Annotated in this window: 20 protein-coding genes; 5 read left to right on the top strand and 15 right to left on the bottom strand. The window is 67.1% G+C overall.

Translation table 11 applies throughout. From position 1 onward, the window contains the following. Positions 1-27: 27 nt before the first annotated feature. Positions 28-1,242, bottom strand: a complete 1,215-nt coding sequence (locus tag ABD022_RS13215) for an ABC transporter substrate-binding protein (protein WP_425545227.1) — start codon at positions 1,240-1,242, stop codon at positions 28-30. 154 nt (positions 1,243-1,396) lie between these two features. Here ABD022_RS13215 and ABD022_RS13210 point away from each other — a divergent pair, with 154 nt between their 5' ends. Beyond that, complete coding sequence (locus ABD022_RS13210; protein ID WP_343821678.1) at positions 1,397-2,389, top strand: LysR family transcriptional regulator; 993 nt, start codon at positions 1,397-1,399, stop codon at positions 2,387-2,389. A gap of 19 nt (positions 2,390-2,408) precedes the next feature. On the opposite strand, the gene lptF is transcribed toward ABD022_RS13210, so the two are convergent. Further along, positions 2,409-3,524 carry an LPS export ABC transporter permease LptF gene (gene lptF / locus ABD022_RS13205; protein ID WP_343821677.1) on the bottom strand — a complete coding sequence of 372 codons (1,116 nt, stop codon included), beginning with the start codon at positions 3,522-3,524 and terminating at the stop codon, positions 2,409-2,411. A 59-nt stretch (positions 3,525-3,583) separates the two neighbouring features. On the opposite strand from lptF, the gene ABD022_RS13200 reads away from it, so the two are divergent. The 3 genes from ABD022_RS13200 to ABD022_RS13190 all read left to right on the top strand — a co-directional run bounded on the left by ABD022_RS13200 (position 3,584) and on the right by ABD022_RS13190 (position 6,442). Then, positions 3,584-5,080, top strand: a complete 1,497-nt coding sequence (locus tag ABD022_RS13200; RefSeq protein WP_343821675.1) for a leucyl aminopeptidase — start codon at positions 3,584-3,586, stop codon at positions 5,078-5,080. Between the two features lie 52 nt (positions 5,081-5,132). Further along, the gene (locus ABD022_RS13195) at positions 5,133-5,594 is read left to right on the top strand and encodes a DNA polymerase III subunit chi (protein WP_343821674.1); all 462 of its coding nucleotides are present in this window, start codon (positions 5,133-5,135) and stop codon (positions 5,592-5,594) included. A gap of 140 nt (positions 5,595-5,734) precedes the next feature. Then, complete coding sequence (locus ABD022_RS13190) at positions 5,735-6,442, top strand: Bax inhibitor-1/YccA family protein (RefSeq protein ID WP_343821673.1); 708 nt, start codon at positions 5,735-5,737, stop codon at positions 6,440-6,442. Positions 6,443-6,498: 56 nt separating this feature from the next. Here the strand turns inward: ABD022_RS13190 and yczE are convergent, their stop codons facing one another. After that, positions 6,499-7,149: a membrane protein YczE gene (yczE, locus tag ABD022_RS13185; RefSeq protein WP_343821671.1), complete on the bottom strand. Its 651-nt coding sequence runs from the start codon at positions 7,147-7,149 to the stop codon at positions 6,499-6,501. 61 nt (positions 7,150-7,210) lie between these two features. On the opposite strand from yczE, the gene yczR reads away from it, so the two are divergent. Beyond that, positions 7,211-8,647 (top strand): MocR-like transcription factor YczR, encoded by a 1,437-nt coding sequence (gene yczR, locus ABD022_RS13180; protein ID WP_343821670.1) that lies wholly within the window; start codon positions 7,211-7,213, stop codon positions 8,645-8,647. On the opposite strand, the gene rarD is transcribed toward yczR, so the two are convergent. The 12 genes from rarD to acpP all read right to left on the bottom strand — a co-directional run bounded on the left by rarD (position 8,616) and on the right by acpP (position 20,024). After that, positions 8,616-9,500, bottom strand: coding sequence for an EamA family transporter RarD (rarD, locus tag ABD022_RS13175; protein WP_343821669.1), 885 nt, complete (start codon positions 9,498-9,500; stop codon positions 8,616-8,618). The genes yczR and rarD overlap by 32 nt on opposite strands. A 5-nt stretch (positions 9,501-9,505) precedes the next feature. Then, positions 9,506-10,096, bottom strand: a complete 591-nt coding sequence (recO, locus tag ABD022_RS13170; protein WP_343821668.1) for a DNA repair protein RecO — start codon at positions 10,094-10,096, stop codon at positions 9,506-9,508. Next, positions 10,089-10,982 carry a GTPase Era gene (gene era, locus ABD022_RS13165; RefSeq protein ID WP_343821666.1) on the bottom strand — a complete coding sequence of 298 codons (894 nt, stop codon included), beginning with the start codon at positions 10,980-10,982 and terminating at the stop codon, positions 10,089-10,091. Before era ends, recO begins: the two co-directional genes overlap by 8 nt. Further along, positions 10,979-11,758 carry a ribonuclease III gene (rnc, locus tag ABD022_RS13160; protein WP_343821664.1) on the bottom strand — a complete coding sequence of 260 codons (780 nt, stop codon included), beginning with the start codon at positions 11,756-11,758 and terminating at the stop codon, positions 10,979-10,981. Before rnc ends, era begins: the two co-directional genes overlap by 4 nt. Beyond that, positions 11,758-12,645, bottom strand: a complete 888-nt coding sequence (lepB, locus tag ABD022_RS13155; RefSeq protein ID WP_343821662.1) for a signal peptidase I — start codon at positions 12,643-12,645, stop codon at positions 11,758-11,760. The genes rnc and lepB overlap by 1 nt, the downstream gene beginning before the upstream one ends. A 13-nt stretch (positions 12,646-12,658) precedes the next feature. Further along, positions 12,659-14,452, bottom strand: a complete 1,794-nt coding sequence (gene lepA / locus ABD022_RS13150) for a translation elongation factor 4 (RefSeq protein ID WP_343821660.1) — start codon at positions 14,450-14,452, stop codon at positions 12,659-12,661. Between the two features lie 196 nt (positions 14,453-14,648). Next, positions 14,649-16,127: a DegQ family serine endoprotease gene (locus tag ABD022_RS13145; RefSeq protein WP_343821658.1), complete on the bottom strand. Its 1,479-nt coding sequence runs from the start codon at positions 16,125-16,127 to the stop codon at positions 14,649-14,651. Positions 16,128-16,153: 26 nt separating this feature from the next. Continuing rightward, complete coding sequence (locus ABD022_RS13140) at positions 16,154-17,140, bottom strand: MucB/RseB C-terminal domain-containing protein (RefSeq protein WP_343821657.1); 987 nt, start codon at positions 17,138-17,140, stop codon at positions 16,154-16,156. After that, entirely contained in the window at positions 17,140-17,643 is a 504-nt protein-coding gene (locus ABD022_RS13135) for a sigma-E factor negative regulatory protein (RefSeq protein WP_343821655.1), read from the bottom strand. Before ABD022_RS13135 ends, ABD022_RS13140 begins: the two co-directional genes overlap by 1 nt. 9 nt (positions 17,644-17,652) lie before the next feature. After that, positions 17,653-18,252 (bottom strand): RNA polymerase sigma factor RpoE, encoded by a 600-nt coding sequence (gene rpoE, locus ABD022_RS13130; protein WP_343821653.1) that lies wholly within the window; start codon positions 18,250-18,252, stop codon positions 17,653-17,655. 49 nt (positions 18,253-18,301) lie between these two features. Further along, positions 18,302-19,531, bottom strand: a complete 1,230-nt coding sequence (gene fabF / locus ABD022_RS13125; protein WP_343821651.1) for a beta-ketoacyl-ACP synthase II — start codon at positions 19,529-19,531, stop codon at positions 18,302-18,304. Between the two features lie 253 nt (positions 19,532-19,784). Continuing rightward, positions 19,785-20,024, bottom strand: a complete 240-nt coding sequence (acpP, locus tag ABD022_RS13120) for an acyl carrier protein (protein ID WP_043680887.1) — start codon at positions 20,022-20,024, stop codon at positions 19,785-19,787. Positions 20,025-20,092 lie beyond the last annotated feature (68 nt).

Below are 20,092 nucleotides of genomic sequence, written 5' to 3'. Positions count from 1 at the left end.
TCCGGGGTAGATGCGTTAAAGCGGAAATCAATGCTTGACCAGACTGCAGGTCGAGGCCGACAGGGGCTGGAAGGCGTCCTGGGCCGGAATCGTGGCCACCAGTTTGGACAGATCCCACTCGCCCTTGGACTCGGCGGGCGTCTTGACTTCGTACAGGTACATGTCGTGGATCACCCGGCCGTCGGGGCGGATGGATGCATTGTGCATGATCGGATCCTGGATCGGAATCTCGCGCATCTTCGCCGCCACGACATCGCCCTGCGTGGAACCCGTGGCCGCCACGGCCTTCAGGTAATGCAGCACGCTGGAATACACGCCGGCCTGCGTCATGGTCGGCTTCTTGCCCTGGAAGGCCTGGGCGAAGCGGTCGGACCAGGCGCGCGAAGCGTCGTCGAAATCCCAGTAAAAGCCGTCCACGTAGCTCAGGCCCTGGGCGGTCTCCAGGCCCAGCGCGCGCAGGTCGGACAGGAACACCAGCAGGGACGCCAGGCGCTGGCCGCCCTTGACGATGCCGAATTCACGCGCCTGCTTGATCACGTTGACGGTATCCTGGCCGCCGTTGGCCAGGGCCACGACCTGGGCGCCGGAAGTCTGCGCCTGCAGCAGGTAGGAAGCGAAGTCGGGCGCGTTCAGCGGGTGCGGGACGGAGCCCTTGACCGTGCCGCCCAGGCTCTTGACCATGTCGGATGCGCCCTTTTCCAGGGAATGGCCGAAGGCATAGTCCACCGTGATGAAGAACCAGGACTTGCCGCCCTTGTCGAACATGGCCTTGACGCCGCCGATCGACTGGGAATAGACGTCGAACATCCAGTGGAAGCCCACCGGTGAGCAATTCTTGTTGGTCAGGTCCGTGGTGGCCGGCCCCGAGAACATCACGACCTTGTTCTTTTCGCGGGCAATGTTCTGCACCGCCAGGGCCACGGCGGAATTGGTCAGGTCGGCGATCGCCGTCACGCCGTCGCGGTCGAACCACTCGCGGGCGCGCGCCGCCCCCACGTCCGCCTTGTTCTGGTTGTCGGCCGAGACCAGGTCGATCGACATGCCCTTGCATTCGGCCTTCAGGCAATCGTCGATGGCCAGCTGCGCCGCCGCCACCGAGCCCATGCCACCCATGGATGCATACGTGCCCGACATGTCGGTCAGCACGCCGATCTTGACCGGCGGAGTCGCCGCCTGCGAAACGGACATCGACATCGCGGCGGCGCATAACACGGCCGCCAGGGTGGGCGTGAATTTCTGCATGGTCTTGTCTCCGTTGTCGTTGAGATTCCCTGGGCCGCTCTTTGTGCGGCGGGATCGGGAGTCGTCGCTCCCCGGCCCAGTTTAGTTGTGTAAAAAACTTATTACCATCAAAATATTTGCACATTCATTGACGATATTTGCACAAGGAAAACCCATGCCCGATTGGGATGCGATCCGCTATTTCCTGGAAGTCGCGCGCACGCAGCGGGCCAGCGCGGCCGCACAGCGCCTGGGGGTTCGGCACAGCACCGTCACGCGGCGCATCCGGGCGCTGGAACAGGACCTGGGGGTGACGCTGTTCGAGAAATCGCGTGCCAGCGGCTACACCCCCACCGAGGAAGGCCTGCGCTTCTTCGCTCATGCCGAGCAGGTCGAGAGCACCTTGCTGGCGGCCCGCGAATCCCTGTCCGGCGCAGCCCAGATGCCTTCGGGCCACCTGCGCATCGGCTCCACCGAAGGCTTCGGCAGCACGGTCCTGACCCCCCTGATGGTGGACTTCCAGCGCCGCCACCCCGCAATGACGCTGGACATCATGCCGGTGCCGCGGTTCATCAGCCTGTCCAAGCGCGAGGCCGACATCGCCATCGCGCTCGAACGCCCGCAGCGCGGCCCCTACCTGTGCACCAAGCTGGCCGACTACAGCCTGCGGCTGTACGGCACCCGCGACTACCTGGCCAGCCATGCGCCGATCCGCCGCCAGGCCGACCTGGGCAGGCACACCTTCATCGGCTATGTGGACGAGCTGCTGTTCAGCGACCGGCTGCGCTACCTGGACGACCTGGTGCAGCCTTCCCGGGTGGTGTTCCGCAGCACCAGCGTGCTGGCCCAGTACCAGGCGGCCCTGGGAGGCCAGGCGCTGGCGATCCTGCCCTGCTTCCTGGCGGCGCAGGACGAACGCCTGGAACCCGTGCTGGCCGACTCTATCCTGGTCACGCGCAGTTTCTGGATGTACTGCCACGAAGACCTGCGCCGTACCCGCCGCGTGATGGCGCTATGGGATTACCTGAAGCAGACGGTGGCCCTGAATCGCGACCTGCTGCATGGCCGCGCCCGGGTGCTGCGCACCCCGGCCGGCGACTGGACGCCGTCGTACGCCGCCCAGCGCCCGGGGCACGGCGACCACGGGGATCCCGCATCCGCCGCCTGAGCAGGGCCCAGGCCACGACTCAGGCCGCAGGAACCTTGCGGCGCCTGGGCCTGGGCATGCGGATCCGCCGCCACATCAGCCCCAGGCCCAGGGCCAGGAAAGCGGCATGGACCAGCCACAGGCCGACGCCGAAGGACAGCGTGCCGTTGGCGATCCAGCCGCGCGACAGATTGATCAGGTTCATGTACAGCAGCGCCAGCAGGCCGGCGATCAGCAGGTCGCCCGAACGCCCCAGGCGCGGATTGACCGCCCCCAGCGGCAACGCGATGAGCGCCAGGTTCAGCACCGCCAGCGGCAGCGACAGCCGCCACATCAGCTGGGACATGGATTCGGGATCGCCGCTGGCGATCAGCGCCAGCGTCGGCCGCGCCTTGATCTGCTGCAGGGCCTGCTGGCGCTTGGCTTCCAGCGCCCCCGGATCGGTGCGGCTTTCGATGCGCACGCCGTAACGGTCGAAATCCAGCATGCGCATTTCAGGCGAACCCGGCTTCAGGTCGTAGCGGTGCCCCGGTCCAAGCACCAGGAAGCGGTCGCCATTGGTCTCGGCCCGGATGGCGGCGCTTTCGGCCGTGATCACGCTGAGCCAGTCGGGCTCGATGATGCGTGCCACCACCCTGCCCAGTTCGTCGTCCGGCCGCGTGGGGGATTCGGCGAAGAAGACGCGGCGGCCGTCGTCGGTTTCGATGAACTGGCCGGCAGAGACCTTGGACAGGTCGGAGCGCTGCTCGAAGCGCTGGCGGTATTCGGCGATCTGGCCGTAGGCCCAGGGCGAAGCGGACAGCGTGAGCACGGCCACCACGGCCGCCACCGGCAGCGCGAAGCGCATCACCGGCCGCAGCCACTGGCCCAGCGACAGGCCGCTGGCGAACCAGACGGACATTTCCGATTCGCGATAGCTGCGCGTGATGGTGGTGAGCACCGCCACGAAGAGGGATACGGACAGGATCACCGGCAGCGCCGTGATGCTGGAAAAGGCGGCCAGGCCCAGCACCACGTTGGCCCCGATGTCGCCATTGGCGGCTTCGCCCAGCAGGCGCACGATCAGCACGCTCAGCCACACCACCAGCAGCGTGGAAAACACGATGCCCGCGTGGCTGGTGATCTCGGAGAAGACGGCGCGCTTGAACAATGACATGGGAAAATGCGGAATAATGGACCGTCTACTCTCGAATCCACCGGACCCAAGGAAAACGAATGGAATTTAGCACAACGACGTCGGCATCCCTGCACACGCTGAAGACCCAGGCCCTGGCCGTGGGCGTGTTCCAGGACGGCGTCCTGAGCCCCGCGGCCGACGCGCTGGACCAGGCATCCAAAGGCGCGATCCGGTCCATCGTCAAGGCGGAATTCGACGCCGCCCCCGGCGGCATCCTGACCCTGCACGCACCTGCCGGCATCGCCGCCGAACGGGTCATTTTACTCGGCCTGGGCGCCCAGGACCGCCTCCTGGCGGCCACCCTGGCGCGCGCCCACGAAGCCCTGGCAGCCTATTGCGTGCGCGCCGGGCTGAACCATGCGGTCTCCACCCTGTGCGCCCTGCCCTGCGCCGACGCCGACATTGCCGACTGCGCACGCACGGCGGCCCGGCTGGTCAGCGCCGCCACCTATCGCTACGACGCAACCCTCAGCAAGCCCAAGACCGCCACGAAGCTGCGCACCTTCGTCCTGCACCTGGGCCGCAGCCAGGCTGCGCGCGCGCGCACGGGCCTGGACCAGGGCGCGGCCATCGGCGCGGGCATGAACCTGGCCCGCCTGCTGGGCGACCTGCCCCCCAACGTCTGCACCCCCACCTACCTGGGCAACACCGCGCGCGGCCTGACCAAGCAGTTCAAGACGCTGAAGGCCGAAGTCCTGGACCAGAAGAAGATCGAGGCCCTGAAGATGGGTTCCTTCCTGTCGGTGGCGCGCGGATCGGCCGAACCGCCCGCCTTCATCGTCCTGCGCCACACCCCGGCCGGGACGGCCGCCCGCAAGGCCGCCCCCATCGTGCTGGTGGGTAAGGGCATCACCTTCGACGCAGGCGGCATCTCGCTCAAGCCCGGCCCCGGCATGGACGAAATGAAATTCGACATGTGCGGCGCCGCCAGCGTGCTGGGCACCATGCGCGCCGTTGCCGAACTGAACCTGCAGCGCGAAATCATCGGCATCGTGCCCAGCTGCGAAAATCTCCCCAGCGGCACGGCCAACAAGCCCGGCGACATCGTCACCAGCATGTCGGGTCGCACCATCGAGATCCTCAACACCGACGCCGAGGGCCGCCTGATCCTGTGCGACGCCCTGACCTACGCCGAGCGCTTCAAGCCCGCCGCCGTGATCGACGTCGCCACCCTGACCGGCGCCTGCGTGATCGCCCTGGGTCATGTCAACAGCGGCCTGTTCACCCAGGACGAAACCCTGGCGGCCGACCTGCTCGCCGCCGGCCGGCAGGCGCTCGATCCGGCCTGGCGCATGCCCCTGGAAGACGCCTACCAGGACCTGCTGAAATCCAATTTTGCCGACATGGCCAACATCGGCGGCCGGCCCGCCGGCTCGGTAACCGCAGCCTGCTTCCTGTCGCGCTTCACCGGCAAGTATCCCTGGGCGCATCTGGACATCGCCGGCACGGCCTGGCTCGAAGGCAAGCAGAAAGGCGCCACTGGCCGCCCGGTGCCCCTGCTGGTGAGCTACCTGCTGGGACAATGCCAGGCATGAGCACGCAGGACCGGGTAAACAGTATGCCGGTTCGCCACAGGGATGCAGGCCGATGAGCCGGGTGGATTTCGCCTACGGCGCGGCCCACCGGCTGCGCACGGCCTGCCATGCCGCGGCGCGCCACGTCGGCGCGGGCCGCCGACTGCTGGTGTACTGCACCGACGAGCGCCGCCTGCGGCGCTTCGACGCCCTGCTCTGGGAATTCGAGCCCACCAGCTTCATCCCGCACACCCGGGCCGGCGACCCCCTGGCCGACCGGGCCGACGTGATCCTGGTGAGCGATCCTTCGGCCCTGGCCGGCATGCCTTCCCCGGGCTGGCTGCTGAACCTGGACCTGGACTGTCCGCCGCAGGCGGAACGTTTCGAGCGCATCCTGGAAATCGTGTCCGGCCACGAGGCCGACATCCAGGCCGCGCGGCGGCGCTGGGCCCAATACCAGCAGGCAGGCCACGACGTCCGCGGCCACCGCCTGCCCGCAAGCCATCCCGCCGCCGGGAACCATCGCGGCGCCTGAGTGTCCAACAGCATGTGCCGCCACCCCGCCGGCCCCGGACGATGTCCGGGCTCCTTATGGACGATGCCGTTCAGCTTGTTGTAAGATTGAATCATTCCGGCCGGTGCCCGCATCGGTCTCACGCATCACAGGAAACCGCCATGTCCGACTTCCGCAACACCCTTCCCGACACCGGCGCCTACCCGGCTTCGGCCTCGGTCGCCGTCCGCAACCGCGTCCTGCGCAACACCTACTGGCTGCTCGCGCTGTCGCTGATTCCCACGGTCCTGGGGGCCGCCGTCGGCCTGGCCTTCGGCATGAACCAGGCCATGGCCTCCAGCCCGGGCATCAGCACGCTGGTGTTCCTGGTGGGCGCCATCGGCCTGATGTTCATGATCGAACGCAACAAGAATTCCTCGCTGGGCGTCGCCCTGCTGCTGGGATTCACATTCTTCATGGGCCTGATGCTGTCCCGTCTGCTGGGCCATGTCCTGGGCCTGGGCAACGGCGCCCAGTTGATCATGCTGGCCTTCGGCGGCACGGCGGCGGTCTTTGGCGTCATGGCCACCGTCGCCACGACCACCAAGCGCGATTTCACCCACCTGCAGAAATTCCTGTTCGTGGGCGTGGTGCTGCTGATCCTGGCTTCGCTGGCCAATCTGTTCTTCCAGATCCCGGCCCTGATGCTGACCTTGTCGGTGCTGGCCATCGGCATCTTCTCGGCCTTCCTGCTGGTCGACCTGCAGCGCATCGTCCAGGGCGGCGAAACCAACTACGTGACCGCCACCCTGGCCGTCTACCTGGACCTGTACAACATCTTCGCCAACCTGCTGATGCTGCTGGGCATCTTCGGCGGCGATCGCGAATAACCCCCCTATTCCAGGCGTCTGAAACACCCCGGCGGACTTCGGTCCGCCGTTTTTTATCATCTCTGCCGGGGCGCCACCAGGACCCACGGCAGCAGGGCCTGCGTCAGCGGGCCGATGGCCAGGGAAAACAGCACGGTGCCGATCCCGAGCAGCCCCAGGCCGCCCAGGGCCAGGCCCATGAGCAATACCGCCACCTCGAGCCCCGTGCGCACCAGCCGCAGCGACAGGCCGGTGACGCGGTGCAGCCCGGTCATCAGGCCGTCGCGGGGCCCCCGGCCCAGCTGCGCGCCGATGTACAAGGCCGAACCCAGGCCGCACAGCAGCACGCCCCCGACGGTGAGCACCAGGCGCGCGGGCAGACCTTCGGGCGTCTCCAGCATCCGCAGGCCCAGGTCGGCTGACAGGCCGATCACGATGGCATTGGCGATGGTGCCCAGCCCCGGAATTTCCCGCAGGGGGATCCACAGCAGCAGCACCAGGAAAGACAGGCCGATGACCACCGCGCTGAAACTCAGCGACAGGCGTTCTGTGAGACCGATGTGCAGCGTATCCCAGGGCGACAGCCCGAGATCGCCACGTATCATTATCGCCATGGATACGCCATAGAAAAACAGGCCGACCATCAGTTGCACGAGGCGCCTGGCCAGCTTTCCCGTGCGCAGTTGCGCCAGGGGGCCGAGCTGGACGAGTTCGATCGAAGTATTCATGGCGGTATCTTGCCGAATATTGGCCTTGTAGAAAATAGCCAATCATGAGAAAGTGGCTCTTATGAAAGAAGCCATTTCTGCGCGCCGCGTGCGTGAACTGGTGGGCGAGCTGCCGGCGGGGCCTGCCTATTCCGGCCTGGCCGACAGGCTCACCCTGCTGATCGGAGACAGGCGGATTCCACTGAATGTGCGGCTGCCCAGCGAACGGGCGCTGGCGGCTGCCCTAGGCCTGTCCCGCACCACCGTCACGCGCGCCTACGATACGCTGCGCGACAATGGCTATGCACATGCGGCGCAGGGTTCGGGCACCTTCACGGCCGTGCCGGGCGGCCATGAGCGTGCCCACGACCGTGTGCTCGTTGCCGGCGGCGCCGGCGACGACTGGATCGACCTGGGCTGCGCCGCCGACTCCGCCCCGGCGGAGGTGATGGCGGCCTATGCGGCGGCCCTGGCCGACCTGCCGGCCTACCTGGGCAGGCACGGCTATTTTCCCTCCGGCCTGCCGGTCCTGCAGGAAGCCATCGCTGCCGGCTATGCCGCACGGGGGCTGCCGACCGACCCAGGTCAGATCGTGATCACGCCCGGCGCCCTGACGGCGGCTGGCGTCGTCGTGCGCGCCCTGGCCCGACATCCGGGACGCGTGCTGCTCGAATCCCCGACCTACCCCAACGCCAGCGAGATGCTGCGCGCATCGGGCCTGCAGCTGCACGAATGCCCCCTGGACGGGAACGGATGGGACATCGCCGGAATCGCGGACACCCTTGCGCGGGTGCGGCCGGATTTTGTCTACCTGATCCCCGACTTCCAGAACCCGACCGGCGCCGTGATGCCCGCGGCGCAGCGGCGGCAGCTGGCCCAGGCCCTGCGCAGCCACGGGACGCGTGCGATCGTGGACGAGACCCACCATGCCCTGGCCCTCGACGGCCAGGCCATGCCGCCGCCGTTCGCCGTCTTCGATCCCGAGGCCGTGACGCTCGGCAGCATGAGCAAGACCCACTGGGGAGGACTGCGCATCGGCTGGATCCGCGCCCCCCGCACGCTCGTCGGGACACTGGTGCAGGCCCGCATGTCGCTCGACCTGGGGGTGCCCGTCGTCGAGCAGCTCGCCGCCGCACACCTGCTGCGCCTGGGGCCCGTGCCACCACGGCAGATCGAACGCCTGCGCACCCAACGCGACGCCCTGATCGGGCTCGTGAAGACCCATCTGCCCAGTTGGCGCTTCAACCCGCCCGCGGGCGGGCTGACGCTGTGGTGCGAACTGCCGCACCGGGGAGCGGCCGCGCTGGCCGCCGCGGTCGCGGCCAGCCGGGTCGCATTGACGCCGGGCCCCGTGTTTTCTCCCGGTGGCGGGCTGGACACATTCGTGCGCCTGCCCTGGACACGGCCCGAGGCCGAATTGCGCGACGCCGTCGAACGCATCGCCGCCGCATGGCACCGCCTGGAGGCCGACGGACAGCAGACCGGGGTCAGCCGGACGCGCGCGAGGGCAGTTTTCTGACGCCTTCGGCAGCCACCAGGCCCACCGCGATCCAGATCGGCACATAGGTCAGCCACTGCGCAGGCGCCACGGGCTCGCCCATCAGCAGGAACGCCACCCAGAACAGCAGCACGGGCTCGACGTAGCTCAACAGCCCGAACAGGGACATGGGCAGCATCCGGCTGGCCGCCAGGTACATGGACAGCGACACCGCGCTCAACAGCCCGAGCAGGGGGACCTGCAGGATCAGGCGCGGATGCGCGGCGAACAGGCGCACGGCCTCGCCCGCCTGGGACTGCAGGATCACCACGGCCGCGGGCAGGAGGAAGAACATGTCGAACCACAGGCTGGTGAGCGAATCGACCCGCAGCCGGCGGCGCAGCATGAAATACGGCGGATAGCCCAGGGCCACCAGCAGCGTGGTCCAGGACACCGTCCCCAGGCGCCACCACTCGTGCCCGACGCCCAGCACCGCGAACGCCACTGCCCAGGCCTGCCAGGCGCTGAGCTGCTCGCGATAGAACAGCCGCCCGACCAGGACCATCACCAGCGGCAGCAGGAAATAGCCCATGGACACGTTCAGCGCCTGGCCATGCAGCGGCGCCCAGACGAACAGCCACAACTGGACTCCCAGCAGGAGCGAGCATGCGATCATGGCCGCCAGGAAACGGGGCCGGGAAAAATCGTGGGCAGTCTGGCGCACCGCGCCCCAGCCGCGCGCGCGTTGCACCACCAGCGCCAGCATCGGCAGGCCCATCAGGATCCGCCAGGCGAACACGATGTCGCCATCGAAGGGCTGCATCAGCGTCGCGTAGAAGTACATGGTGGCGAACAGCGCCGAGGACGCCACCGACAGCAGGATGCCCTTTTTCATAGGTCTCAGTAGCGCTGCAGGTCCATCAGAACCTGGCGCGTGCGCAGGGGCGCATCCAGCAGTTCATCCAGGCGTTCCCGCAGCGCCTGGCGCAGGGCCGGCTCGGCGTCCGCCCGATCGAAGTCGGGCATCGGGGCATCCAGTCCATAGCCGGCCTGCTCCAGCAGCAGCCACTCGAAGCGGCGCAGCGCCGCGGCATGGGGGCGGCCGCGCGCGCCGGCCAGCGCGTCCAGCGTGGCCTCGTAGGCGTCGAACACACCCGGATGCGGGTCTTCGCGGGCCAGCAGGCGCAGGATCAGTTCGTTCATGTACCAGCCCGACATCATCGCCCGGCCGTCGAGCAGCCGGATCGGGCCGGACTCGGCGCGCGTCAGGGTGTGGATCTCGGCCGAACCGGTCCAGGAAAGCCAGAGCGGCTGGAAGCCGACCAGCACCGGCCTCAGGGCCGAATAGGGGCGCTTGGCCCCCTTGGCCACCAGCGCCACGCAGCCGTGGTCGCGGGTGAAGGCCTGGACGACGAGGGAAGTTTCACGCCAGGGGCTGGCATGCAGCACATAGCCGCGCGCATCCAGGATGCGCTGGCCACGTCTACTCATAGCCCAGTTCCCTCAGGGCCGCTTCGCGATCCGACCAGCCCTTGCGGACCTTGATGTAGACGTCCAGGAAGACCGGCTTGTCGAGCAGCTTGACGATGTCCTGGCGGGCCTCGGTGGCGATGCGCTTCATGTGCTGGCCGCCCGCCCCCAGCAGGATGGGCCGGTGGCTGTCGCGCTCGATCACGATGCAGGCCGCGATGCGCGCACCCTCGTCGTTTTCTTCCCATTGCTCGATGGCCACGGTGCAACCGTAGGGCAGTTCGTCGCCCACCAGGCGGAAGATCTTTTCCCGGATCAGCTCTGCCGCCAGGAAGCGCAGCGGCCGGTCCGTCAGGGTGTCGGGCTCGAACAGGTGCTCGCCTTCCGACAGGTGGCTGGCGATCTCCCGGAGCAGGACTTCGAGCTGCACGTCGCGCAGCGCGCTGACCGGCACCACGGCCGCATAGGGGAAGTGGTCCATCAGGCGCGACACATAGGCGAACAGGGAATTCTTGTCCTTGACCGCATCGACCTTGTTGACCGCCAGGATCACCGGCCGGTTCTTCGGCAGCAACGGCACCACGCCCGCATCGCCCGCCGACCATTTCCCGGCCTCGACCACGTGCACCACGACATCGACTTCCGCCAGGGCCTGGGTGACCACCCGGTTCATCATGCGGTTCATCGCCCCGCCGTGCCGGGTCTGGAAGCCGGGGGTGTCGACGAAGATGAACTGGTCCTGGTCGCGCGTCAGCACGCCGTGGATGCGGTGGCGGGTCGTCTGCGCCTTGCGCGAAACGATGGACAGCTTCGCCCCGACCAGGGCGTTGCCCAGGGTGGATTTGCCCACGTTGGGGCGGCCCACGATGGCGACGAAACCGCAACGGCTGGGGCTGGAGGCATTCATTTCTTGTCCTGGGAAGTCGGGGCCTGGGGCTTTTCCTGGGCCACAGCCACGGGCAGGGACAGCTGGGCCGGCTTGCGGCGGCGTGCCGACCGGCGCGCCGGCCCCAGCGATTCGATGGCGGTGATCGCCTGGCCGGCGGCTGCCTGCTCGGCCGCCCGCCGGCTGCTGCCGGAAGCCTGCACCCGGATGCCCAGCGCGGGCACCTCGCACACCACGTCGAACATCTGGTCGTGCGCCGCCCCACGGGTGGCGACGACCTCGTAGTGCGGCAGCGGGTGGCCGCGCCCCTGGACGAGTTCCTGCAGAAGGGTCTTGGGGTCTTTGCCGAAGGTGCGCAAATCGATGTGCGCCAGGATCGGGCGGTACAGGCGTTCGATGACCCGGCTGATTTCCGGATAGCCGCCATCCAGGTAGATGGCACCGAAGATCGCCTCGAGCGCATCGGCCAGGATCGAGGGCCGGCGGAAACCGCCGCTTTTCAGTTCGCCTTCGCCCAGGCGCAGGTGGGCAGAAAGAGACAGCGTCTGGGCGATATCGGCCAGCGCGGACTGCTTGACCAGGTTGGACCGCACCCGCGACAGATCGCCTTCGTCCATCTCGGCATGCTCGTCGAACAGCAGCGTGGAGACGATGAAATTCAGCACCGAATCACCCAGGAATTCCAGGCGCTCGTTGTGGGGCATGCCGTGGCTGCGATGGGTCAGGGCCCGCTCCAGCAGGCCCGGATCCCGGAAGCGATAGTCCAGCGCGGACTGCAGGGAATCCAGGGAAGCCATCACTCGAACCCGCCTATCCGGCTGGGCGAACCGAAGTTCATCCAGATGAAGAACGCGCGCCCGACGATGTTGCGGTCGGGCACGAAGCCCCAGTAGCGGCTGTCCAGGCTGTTGTCGCGGTTGTCGCCCATCATGAAGTAATGGCCGGCGGGCACCGTGCAGCGCACCCCGTCGGACAGGTAGGAGCAGGCCTGGAAATCGGGAAAGCGCGTGATCGGCATGAATTCCTGGGGCGCCTGGAGGTTGAGCAGGATGCGATGCGACACATCGCCCAGCTGCTCGCGATACTGACCCACGTAGACCGCGCGGTCGGGCTCGTAGTAATCGCCGTCGCGCACGCGCCTGACCGGCTCGCCGTTGATGGTCAGGACCTTGTTGCGGTATTCGATCACGTCGCCCGGCACCCCGACCACCCGCTTGATGTAGTCCACCGAGGGATCCACCGGATAGCGGAACACGACCACGTCGCCGCGCTGGGGCGAACCCAGTTCGAGGACCTTGCGGTCGATCACAGGCAGGCGGATGCCGTATTCGTACTTGTTCACCAGGATCAGGTCGCCGTTCTCGAGCGTCGGCAGCATGGAGCCCGACGGGATCCGGAAGGGTTCGACCACGAAGGAACGCAGCACGAACACGAACAGGATCACCGGAAAGAAGCTGGTGCAGTATTCCACCCACCAGGGAGGACGGTTGGCCCGCTCGTAGATCTGGTCGCATTCGACCTGCAGGGCGGCGGGATCGAGCCCCGCGGCGTTGTTGCGGCAGGCCTGCGCGGCCGCCTGGGCGCGGGCGCGGCGCCGGCCGCGCAGAATGCCCAGGTCCAGCAGCCAGACCAGGCCCGTCACGACCAGCGCGACGAACAGCAACAGAGCGAAATCCCAACTCATGCGACGTCCTTTTTCACTTGTCTTCCACCTGCAGGACAGCCAGGAAGGCCTCCTGCGGGATTTCCACGCTGCCGACCTGCTTCATGCGCTTCTTGCCGGCCTTCTGCTTTTCGAGCAGTTTCTTCTTGCGGGTGATGTCGCCGCCGTAGCACTTGGCCAGCACGTTCTTGCGCAAGGCCTTGACATTCTCGCGGGCGACGACTTCCGCCCCGATGGCGGCCTGGATGGCGATATCGAACATCTGGCGCGGGATCAGGCCGCGCATGCGCGTGACCACTTCCCGCCCCCGGTGGCGGGCGTTGGCGCGGTGCACGATCATGGACAGGGCATCGACCCGGTCGCCGTTGATCAGCAGATCCACGCGCACCACGTCGGCCACGCGGTATTCCTTGAACTCGTAGTCCATGGACGCATAGCCGCGCGACACGGATTTCAGTCGGTCGAAGAAATCCAGCACAATCTCGGCCAGCGGAATTTCGTAGCGCAGGTGCACCTGGCGGCCGTGGTAGCTCATGTCCAGCTGCACGCCGCGCTTGGACGTGCACAGCGACATGACCGGGCCGACGTATTCCTGGGGCATGAACAGCGTCACGGTCATGATGGGTTCGCGAATTTCCTGGATGTGCCCGACTTCGGGCATGCGCGAAGGACTGTCCACCATCAGCAGCGTGCCGTCGCGGTGCAGGACTTCGTAGACCACCGACGGCGCGGTGGTGATGATGTCCATGTCGAACTCGCGCTCCAGCCGCTCCTGGACGATGTCCATGTGCAGCAGCCCCAGGAAGCCGCAGCGGAAGCCGAAGCCCAGCGCCTGGGAGACCTCGGGCTCGAACATCAGCGAGGAATCGTTGAGCTTGAGCTTTTCCAGGGAATCGCGCAGCTGGTCGTATTCGCTGGATTCGACCGGATAGACCCCGGCGAAGACCTGGGGCTTGACTTCCTTGAAGCCCGGCAGGGGGATGGCGGCAGGCTTGCCGGCCAGCGTCAGGGTGTCGCCGACCTTGGCGTGCTCGAGTTCCTTGATGCCGGCGATGATGAAGCCGACCTCGCCGACCGACAGCTGGTCGCGCGGCTGGGACTTGGGCGTGAAGACGCCCAGCTGCTCGCACAGGTGGGTGGCGCCGGTGGCCATCAGCAGGATCTTGTCCTTGGGTCGCAGGGTGCCGTTGACGATGCGCACCAGCATCACCACCCCGACGTAGTTGTCGAACCAGGAGTCGATGATCAGGGCCTGCAGCGGCGCATCGGGATCGCCCTTGGGTGGGGGGATGCGCGTGACCACGGCTTCGAGGATTTCGTCGATGCCCAGGCCGGTCTTGGCGCTGGCCTGGATGGCATCGGTGGCATCGATGCCGATCACGTCCTCGATCTCGGCGGCGGCGGCGTCCGGATCGGCCGAAGGCAGGTCCATCTTGTTCAGGACGGGCACGACTTCCACGCCCAGTTCGATCGCGGTGTAGCAATTGGCAACCGTCTGCGCCTCGACGCCCTGGGTGGAATCCACCACCAGCAACGCGCCCTCGCAGGCCGACAGCGAGCGGCTGACTTCGTAGGAGAAGTCGACGTGGCCCGGCGTGTCGATCAGGTTCAGGGCGTAGACGCGGCCGTCGGCCGCCGTATAGCGCAATGCCGCGGTCTGGGCCTTGATGGTGATGCCGCGCTCGCGCTCGATGTCCATCGAGTCCAGGACCTGGGCTTCCATTTCACGGTCCTGCAGGCCGCCACAACGCTGGATCAGGCGGTCGGCGAGGGTCGATTTGCCATGATCGATGTGCGCAATGATGGAAAAGTTGCGGATATGGTCCATAAGGATAGAAAAGCGGGTGCTCGGCGACAGGGTGGATGGGGCCCCCGCGCGGTGCGGATGGCGGGCGCCGGGCATGCCCGCGCCCGCCACCGGAGGCGGGGCCTGGGGCCACCCCGCGTTCCCAAGCGAAAAGGGAACGCCGCGGGGCGTCCCCTTCTCGTTCAGGCCGTATTTTAGCTTTTTCCCGGGCCAGCCATCACTGCGGCTTGATGATCACCCACTGGGACTGCTGGTCGCGGCTGACCAGCAGCACGGCCGGCCGGGATTTGTCCAGGCCCTTGACGATCTGGGCGTACTGCTTCGGGCTGGTGATGTCGGTGTCGTTGATCCGCAGGATCACGTCGCCCGGTTCGATGCCGGCTTCCGCCGCAGCGCCCTCGGCCTGCTCGACCACGACGCCCTGGTCGCCGGCATCGGCCGGCAGCGCCTTGACGCTCAGGCCCAGTCGGTCCGTGCCATCGTTGGCGGACGGCGCTTCGCCGCTCTGGGCCGCGGCCTTGTCGTCGAGTTCGGCGACCGTGGTCTTGAGCTCGAGCGACTTGCCCTTGCGCCAGACCTGGATCGTGGCGCTCGTGCCGGGACGGGTCGACCCCACCAGGCGCGGCAGGTCGGTCATGTGCTTGATGGCCTGGCCGTTGAAAGCCGTGATCACGTCACCCGGATGCACACCCGCCTTGGCGGCGGGACCATCGGCCTCGACGCTGCTGACCAGGGCGCCCTGGCCCTTGTCCAGCCCCAATGCCTTGGCGACATCGTCCTGGACCTCGGTGATCTGCACGCCGATGCGGCCACGGGTGACCTTTCCGTGGGCCTTGAGCTGCTCGACCACGCGCATGACCTCGTCGATGGGGATGGCCAGGGAAATGCCCATGAATCCCCCGCTGCGCGAGATGATCTGGGAATTGATCCCGACCACCTGGCCCTGCAGGTTGATCAGCGGACCGCCGGAATTGCCGGGGTTGACGGCCACGTCGGTCTGGATGAACGGCAGGTAGTCGCCCGTGTCGCGATTGATCGCACTGACGATGCCGGCCGTCACGGTGGAATCCAGGCCGAAGGGCGAGCCGATCGCCAGCACCCACTGGCCCTTGCGCAGCTTGTCCGAATCGCCGATGGGAATCGGCTTGAGGCCGGAGGCATCGATCTTGATCAGGGCGATGTCGGTGCGCGCGTCGGTGCCGATGACCTTGGCCTTGTATTCCTTGCCGCTGGTCATGGTGACGAAGATGCCGTTGGCATTGTCCACGACGTGATTGTTCGTCAGGATGTAGCCGTCTTCGGAGATCACGAAGCCCGAACCGATGCCGCGCGGCACCGTGCGCTCGCCCTGGGACTGGGGCGGCTGCTTGGGCCGGGCGCGCGGGTTCTGGTTGGGCTGGCCGAAGCCCGGGGGCATGAAGTCCGGCCCGAAGAACCAGCGGAACAGCTCGGAAGGATCACCGTCTCCGGGCATCATCGGCGAACGGCGCACCGGCACCGCCTCGGTGGTGCGGATGTTGACCACCGAGCCTTCGGTCTCGGCCACCACCTGGGTGAAATCGGGCAGTGCCGCGCTGGGGGCGGCCACCGCCTGCGCCTGGGCAGCGCCGATGGGCAGGACGGTCGCCAGCGCCATGCAGACGGCGGCGCTCGCCGCCGCACGCTTCGCGGCGGCATACGGCAGATGAAAAACCATGAAATTCTCCTTGGAGGATACGGGGATCACTGGGCGGCCTGGGGCAGGTACTGCACCGCATGGGCCAGGTCATGCACGGTCTGCGCGGGCACCTCTCCAACGGCGGTCAGCCAGTAGGATGCCAGTCGCATGCGGTAGATGCTCATCGCGCCCTGCCGCAGGCCGCCCTGTCTGATGTTTTGATCGCGTTTCGGGTCAAAGGTTTCAATGAAGATCGAAATTGCGGCCAGACCATCGGACAGCACGAGCTGATCCACCATGTGGCCAGGCCCCATCTGGCGCGTCAGTTCGGCGATGGGCTGGAAGCCCGCGGGCAACACGAAACGCCAGCCCCGCGATGCCAGGTTGGCCGGCTGGCTGGATTCGGTCCGCAGCTTCCAGTCGCGCGTGTCCCAGCGCGAGGCCAGCGACCCGGGGGGAATATCGGCACCGAAATGGACGCTGCTGAAGGCCATCTGGTCGACCAGGCGACCCTGGGCATCCAGGGTCTGGCTCTTGAGCAGCAGGTGGTTCTTCAGGTCGGTGCAGATCCGGTAGCTGTAGCGCAGGTCGTCGCGCGCCTGCAGTTCGGAGACGGCGCATTCGCGCCCGGCCACGCGATAGGTGCGGCCCAGGGATTTCCAGTCGTAGTGCTGGGCGATGGCCCTGCCTTCGCCCAGGAGAAGCGCCGGAAAATGATCGCTGTGTGCGGGCCGCATGACGATGAGCCGATGCTCGGGCAGCAGGCATTGTTCCATGCCGTTCTGCCGCAGGCATTCCTGGGGCGTGCCGTCCAGGACTTCCTGGCGCTCCCGTTCGCCCGTGCCGTCGACCTGGTGCACCAGGAGCGTGGCCTGCAGCATGCGGCCCTGCTGGTAGACCGTGACGCCGGCATAGTCCAGGGTGCGCGCGGCGGACTGGACCTGGCGCAGGAAGGCCAGGGGGTCGTCCTCTGCCGCAATGGCGGCGGCCCATGACAAGGCCAGCACCAGGCCCAGCCCGGCCCGGCATGCGGTCCGCGCCCAGGCCGGCATCAGCGCGCCCCCATCCCGTCGTAGGAAACCTGGCGCACGGCGCCGGCACCCGCCATCGACTGGTGCGCAGCCATGTAGTCGGCCAGCCCCGGATCGGCGGCGTCCGGCTCTTCGGCCTGGGCCACGACCGGGGCCGCGGGAGACGCATCCGGGGTGAAGAAGAAGGGACGTGCCATCCAGACGACGGAAGCCACCGCGGCCGCGACCGCCAGGCCCGACAGGCCGTTGCGCATCAGGTGGCGCCGGACCAGCGGCGAGGGCGCGACGATCGGCGGCTCGGCATCGATGGCGGCCGACACGCGCGCGTAGAAGCGGTCGGACGGCTGGATTGCCAGGTCGGGGCTGCGCATGACATCGCCGATCAGGTGATAGGTATCCCAGATCTGGCGGCCGTAGGGCGTATCGAGTTCCTCGGAGCGGATGTCGGCCTCGCCGTCCACCCAGGAGGACACCGAGGCCTCCCAGGCGGGTTCGGTCGCAATGGAATCGGATTTGGCGTTCATGACGGCTCCTTACCAGCGGTGTTCCGAATCGCGTTCCATGACCGGCCGCAAACGGGCCGCGATGGCTTCGCGGGCACGATAGATGCGCGAACGGACCGTGCCGATGGGACATTGCATGACACTGGCAATCTCTTCATAACTCATCCCCTCGATTTCCCGCAGCACGATCGCAGTGCGCAGATCGTCCGGCAGATCGTCGATGGCCTCGTTGACGGCCTGGGCGACCTGCCGGCTGGCCATCAGCGATTCAGGGGTACTGTGATCGCTTAGGCCATCGATCTGGTCAAAAGTTTCACCGTCCTCGTTTTCCAGGGGCGCCACGGTGGCGGGCCGGCGGAAACTGGCCGCCTGCCAATTGCGGGCGGTGTTCAGGGCGATGCGGTAAAGCCAGGTATAGAAGGCGCTGTCGCCCCGGAACTGGGGCAAGGCGCGATAGGCCTTGATGAAGGCCTCCTGGGCAACGTCCTCGATCTCGGCCTGATCGTGGATCATGCGCGACAGCAGCCGCATGATCTTGCGCTGGTACTTGATCACCAGCAGATCGAAGGCATGGCGCTCCCCGCGCCTGACACGCTCGACCAGCGCGAGATCGACGTCGCGCTCGGTCATGCCGCCCCCTTGGACCCGCACGGGGCCGGGGGCGCGTCCGATCGAGCGGTCAGATGCGTCCAACCAGCATCGAGCCGTTGGTGCCGCCAAAACCGAAGGAATTGGACAGCGCCACGTCGATCTTCATGTCGCGCGCCTCGTTGGCGCAATAGTCCAGGTCGCATTCGGGATCCTGGTTGAACAGGTTGATGGTCGGGGGCGAGATCTGATGGTGCACCGCCAGGGCCGTGAAGACCGCCTCGATGCCGCCCGCGGCGCCCAGCAGGTGCCCGGTCATGGACTTGGTGGAATTCACCACCAGCTTGTATGCATGATCGCCGAACGCCAGCTTGAGCGCAGCCGTCTCGTTCTTGTCGCCCAGCGGGGTGGACGTGCCGTGGGCGTTCACGTAGCTGACCTGCTCGGGGGTCACGCCGCTGTTGCGCAGGGCATGCAGGATGCCCCGGCGCGGACCGTCCTGGTCCGGGCTGGTGATGTGGTGCGCGTCGGAGCTCATGCCGAATCCCAGGAATTCGGCGTAGATCCGGGCGCCGCGGCGCCGCGCGTGTTCGTACTCTTCCAGGACCAGCACGCCCGCGCCTTCGCCCAGGACGAAGCCGTCGCGGTCGCGGTCCCAGGGGCGCGAGGCGGTCTCGGGATCGTCGTTGCGGGTGGACAGCGCACGCATCGCGGCAAAGCCGCCCATGCCCAGGGGGGACACGGAGCTTTCCGCCCCGCCCGCCACCATGATGTCGGCATCGCCATATTCGATCAGCCGCGCGGCATCGCCGATGGAGTGCAGGCCGGTCGTGCAGGCCGAGACCACGGCATAGCTGGGGCCTTTCAGACCCAGCATGATGGACAGCTGCCCCGAGATCAGGTTGATGAGCGAGGCCGGCACGAAGAACGGCGAGATGCGCCGCGCGCCGCGCTGCAGATATTCGATCTGGGTTTCCTCGATCCGCGGCAGGCCGCCGATGCCCGAGCCGATGATGGTGCCGACGCGGTCGGCGTCCTCGGCGGAGATGTCCAGGCCGGAATCGCGCCAGGCCTGGATGCCGGCCGCCACGCCGTAATGGATGAAGGTATCCATCTGCTTGGCTTCCTTGGCGCCCATGTATTCGGTCACGTCGAAGCCCTTGACTTCGCCGGCGATCTGGCTGTTGAGCACCGAGGCGTCGAAACGCGTCACCCGACCGATGCCCGAGCGCCCGTGGATGAGATTGTCCCAGGCGGTCTGGACATCGTTGCCCACGGGCGACACGATGCCCAACCCGGTTATGACGACACGTCGTTTCACTGACTCGGCTCCTGAAACTGGAAATGAAAGAGGGCCCCGCGCCGCGCAGGCGATGCCTGCCTGCTGCCTGCAGGGGCAGCGTTTTCATCCCGGGCGCCCCGGCGATGAAAAAGGCGGTCCGCGGCGGACCCGGTTGGGCGGGCTGCTTCAGCCCGCCGATGGCGCCCGCCACGAACCGCCCCGGCAGCCTGTCCGGCTCGGTGCGACAGGCCGTCGTGCCCTGGCGCGGCAAGCCGCAGCAGGGTGGTGAAGGTTATTGCTTGCTGTGCGAGGTGATGTAGTCGACCGCTTGCTGGACCGTCGTGATCTTCTCGGCTTCCTCGTCGGGGATTTCGGTTTCGAATTCGTCTTCGAGGGCCATCACGAGCTCGACCATATCGAGCGAATCGGCACCGAGGTCGTCAAGGAAGGAAGATTCGTTCTTGATCTCGGCTTCGTTGACGCCGAGTTGCTCAGCGACGATCTTCTTGACGCGCTGTTCGATGCTTTCCATGCATATCTCCAGTTAGGAAAAATCCCGCGAATTATAGCCAAATGAGTTCAACGGGGCTGCGGGTTTGT

It is taken from the genome of Castellaniella daejeonensis, from assembly GCF_039523555.1.
GTDB lineage: Bacteria > Pseudomonadota > Gammaproteobacteria > Burkholderiales > Burkholderiaceae_B > Castellaniella > Castellaniella daejeonensis.
This window is presented reverse-complemented; position numbering and strand designations above follow the sequence as displayed.

Bases quoted from the DNA above. Each gene is read 5' to 3' on its own strand.
- ABD022_RS13215 (WP_425545227.1), bottom strand. From the start codon at position 1,242: ATGCAGAAATTCACGCCCACCCTGGCGGCCGTGTTATGCGCCGCCGCG.
- ABD022_RS13145 (WP_343821658.1), bottom strand. From the start codon at position 16,127: ATGGTTTTTCATCTGCCGTATGCCGCCGCGAAGCGTGCGGCGGCGAGC.
- yczR (WP_343821670.1), top strand. From the start codon at position 7,211: ATGAAAGAAGCCATTTCTGCGCGCCGCGTGCGTGAACTGGTGGGCGAG.
- lepA (WP_343821660.1), bottom strand. From the start codon at position 14,452: ATGGACCATATCCGCAACTTTTCCATCATTGCGCACATCGATCATGGC.
- rnc (WP_343821664.1), bottom strand. From the start codon at position 11,758: ATGGCTTCCCTGGATTCCCTGCAGTCCGCGCTGGACTATCGCTTCCGG.
- ABD022_RS13135 (WP_343821655.1), bottom strand. From the start codon at position 17,643: ATGAACGCCAAATCCGATTCCATTGCGACCGAACCCGCCTGGGAGGCC.
- yczE (WP_343821671.1), bottom strand. From the start codon at position 7,149: ATGAATACTTCGATCGAACTCGTCCAGCTCGGCCCCCTGGCGCAACTG.
- ABD022_RS13140 (WP_343821657.1), bottom strand. From the start codon at position 17,140: ATGCCGGCCTGGGCGCGGACCGCATGCCGGGCCGGGCTGGGCCTGGTG.
- acpP (WP_043680887.1), bottom strand. From the start codon at position 20,024: ATGGAAAGCATCGAACAGCGCGTCAAGAAGATCGTCGCTGAGCAACTC.
- rarD (WP_343821669.1), bottom strand. From the start codon at position 9,500: ATGAAAAAGGGCATCCTGCTGTCGGTGGCGTCCTCGGCGCTGTTCGCC.
- ABD022_RS13210 (WP_343821678.1), top strand. From the start codon at position 1,397: ATGCCCGATTGGGATGCGATCCGCTATTTCCTGGAAGTCGCGCGCACG.
- era (WP_343821666.1), bottom strand. From the start codon at position 10,982: ATGAATGCCTCCAGCCCCAGCCGTTGCGGTTTCGTCGCCATCGTGGGC.
- ABD022_RS13200 (WP_343821675.1), top strand. From the start codon at position 3,584: ATGGAATTTAGCACAACGACGTCGGCATCCCTGCACACGCTGAAGACC.
- ABD022_RS13195 (WP_343821674.1), top strand. From the start codon at position 5,133: ATGAGCCGGGTGGATTTCGCCTACGGCGCGGCCCACCGGCTGCGCACG.
- lepB (WP_343821662.1), bottom strand. From the start codon at position 12,645: ATGAGTTGGGATTTCGCTCTGTTGCTGTTCGTCGCGCTGGTCGTGACG.
- ABD022_RS13190 (WP_343821673.1), top strand. From the start codon at position 5,735: ATGTCCGACTTCCGCAACACCCTTCCCGACACCGGCGCCTACCCGGCT.
- lptF (WP_343821677.1), bottom strand. From the start codon at position 3,524: ATGTCATTGTTCAAGCGCGCCGTCTTCTCCGAGATCACCAGCCACGCG.
- rpoE (WP_343821653.1), bottom strand. From the start codon at position 18,252: ATGACCGAGCGCGACGTCGATCTCGCGCTGGTCGAGCGTGTCAGGCGC.
- recO (WP_343821668.1), bottom strand. From the start codon at position 10,096: ATGAGTAGACGTGGCCAGCGCATCCTGGATGCGCGCGGCTATGTGCTG.